The organism is Micromonospora sp. NPDC047738 (assembly GCF_040642675.1).
Classification (GTDB): Bacteria; Actinomycetota; Actinomycetes; order Mycobacteriales; family Micromonosporaceae; genus Micromonospora.
The window spans coordinates 1-1,979 of the sequence record NZ_JBEYSO010000077.1 but is presented as its reverse complement, the minus strand read 5'-3'; the positions used below and the strand labels follow the sequence as shown (position 1 = coordinate 1,979).

Annotated in this window: 1 protein-coding gene; it reads left to right on the top strand. The window is 71.8% G+C overall.

The window, feature by feature from the left end; genetic code table 11:
* Positions 1-1,979 (top strand): amino acid adenylation domain-containing protein (locus tag ABZ783_RS37375; RefSeq protein WP_357447963.1); only part of this gene is annotated, 1,979 nt, incomplete at both ends.

The window sequence follows — 1,979 nt, the reverse complement described above, 5'->3', positions numbered from 1 at the left end:
GCAGCCGCCAACCACCCACACACCCCCATCGACGACCTCGACATCCTCCTACCCAACGAACACCACCAGATCCTCACCACCTGGAACAACACCACGAGCGGCCACACCCCCACGACCCTCATCCAGCGCTTCGAGCGCCAGGTTTCCGAAAGCCCGCACGCCATTGCGGTCACCGACGGGGCCACCACACTCACCTACCAACAGCTCAACAGCCGCGCCAATCAGCTGGCCCATCACCTCGGCCTGGGGCCCGGCGCTATCGTCGCCGTCGCCCTGCCCCGCACGGTCGACCTGCTCGTTGCCCTGCTGGCCATCGGCAAGACCGGGGCCGCCTACCTCCCCATCGACCCGGACCACCCCGCCACCCGCATCCAGCAGCTGCTCGACACCGCCCGCCCGGAGCTCCTCATCACCACCACCGGGGGCGGTGTGCCCGCCACCACGGCGACCCTCTACCTCGACCGGCCGGACGCCATCGCATCCGTGGCCGCCCAGCCCACCACCAACCCGACGCCCGGAACGCACCCGGACAACACCGCGTACCTCATCTACACCTCCGGTTCCACCGGCCGGCCCAAGGGCGTCATGGTGAGCCGGCGGGCGCTGGACAACTTCCTGGACGACATGGACGCCCGGCTGCGGCTGACCCCGGCGGACCGGCTTCTCGCGATCACTACGGTGAGCTTCGACATCGCGGCGCTGGAGCTCTACGTGCCGCTGTTGGCCGGCGCGTCCGTCGTGCTGGCCCCGCGGAACGTGGTGCAGAGCCCGGCCGAGGTCGGCGCCTGGATCCGCAAACACGGTGTCACGGTGGTGCAGGGCACGCCGTCCTGGTGGAGCACCGCAGTGACCGAGCCGGCCATGGCCGGCGTGCGGATGATCGTCGGCGGCGAACTGCTGCCCGCCGACCTGGCCGGCGAGATGTGCGGAAACAGCGCCGGCGTGACTGTGATGTACGGCCCGACCGAGGCCACCGTCTGGGCGACCTCCATCGAGTTGACGCCCGGTGCGCGGGTGACCCTCGGACGCCCGATCCAGAACACCCAGGTGTACGTGCTGGACCGGCGCCTCCGGCCGCTGCCACCCGGCGTCCCCGGCGAGCTCTACCTGGCCGGCGTCCAACTCGCCCGCGGCTACCACAACCGCCCCGACCTCACCGCCGAACGCTTCACCGCCAACCCGCACGGCACCCCCGGCAGCCGCCTCTACCGCACCGGCGACCTCGCCCGCTGGCTCCCCGACGGCACCCTCGACTTCCTCGGCCGCGTCGACCACCAGGTCAAACTCCGCGGCTTCCGGATCGAGCTCGGCGAGGTGGAGAACTGCCTCGTTCAGCATCCGGAGGTACTCCAGGCGGCGGTACTCGTCCGCGAGGACCGGCCCGGCGATCAGCGTCTGGTGGCGTACGTGACGGCCGACGAGACCGATCCCGACCGGCTGCGGCGGCACGCCGAGGAGCGGCTGCCCGACTACATGGTGCCGGCGGTGTTCGTGCTGCTGGACAGCCTGCCCGTCTCGGCGAACGGCAAGATCGACCGCAAGGCCCTGCCCGCGCCGGAGACCCCGGCCGGCAGCGGCGGACGCGCCCCGCGGACCCCGGCCGAGACGGTGCTCGCCGAGCTGTTCGCCGAGGTCCTCGGCACCACCGGCGTGACCATCGACGACAACTTCTTCCACCTCGGCGGGCATTCACTGCTCGCGACCCGGCTGGTCAGCCGGATCCGCACGACGCTGAACGCCGACCTGCCGACCAGGGCCATCTTCGAGGCCCCGACCATCGCCGCGCTCGCCACCCGCCTGACCGGCACCGACCGGCCTACGCTGACCGCCGGGACCCGCCCGGCCACACCCCCGCTGTCCTTCGCGCAGCGCCGGTTGTGGTTTCTGGCTCAGCTCGAGGGGCCCAGTGCCACCTACAACCTGCCGAACGCGCTGCGGTTCGACGGGCCGGTCGACCACCACGCCCTGCACGCCGCCCT